This window comes from Mesorhizobium sp. M8A.F.Ca.ET.207.01.1.1 (assembly GCF_004794715.1).
Taxonomy (GTDB): domain Bacteria; phylum Pseudomonadota; class Alphaproteobacteria; order Rhizobiales; family Rhizobiaceae; genus Mesorhizobium.
On record NZ_SRUS01000565.1, the window covers coordinates 1 to 285 of the forward strand.

Consider the following 285-nt stretch of genomic DNA (forward strand, 5'->3'; position numbering starts at 1 on the left):
CTTGGCTCGTACCGGATGGCCGTCAGGGCCGCCATGTAAAGGGCTTCGCGTACCACCGCGCGCCCACCACTGATCCGCCGTTGGCCCTGCCAGGTGCCACTTTCCCGGTTCATCGGGGCCAACCCCACCAGCGACGCTATGGCTTTGCTTCCCAAGCTGCCCAGTTCGGGCAACTCGCAGGCCAGTGTGCTGATCAGGATGGGGCCGACGCCTTTGAGCGCGCCGATGTTCTTCCAGCCAGGCTGTCCCTCAAGCTGCTCGGCAATAGCTTTGTCCAGTTGCTTC

Annotated in this window: 1 protein-coding gene; it reads right to left on the reverse strand. The window is 63.9% G+C overall.

The genetic code is table 11. The features are described from left to right. The coding region (locus EN850_RS35850; protein WP_136093091.1) for a transposase at positions 1–285 on the reverse strand (285 nt) is incomplete at both ends.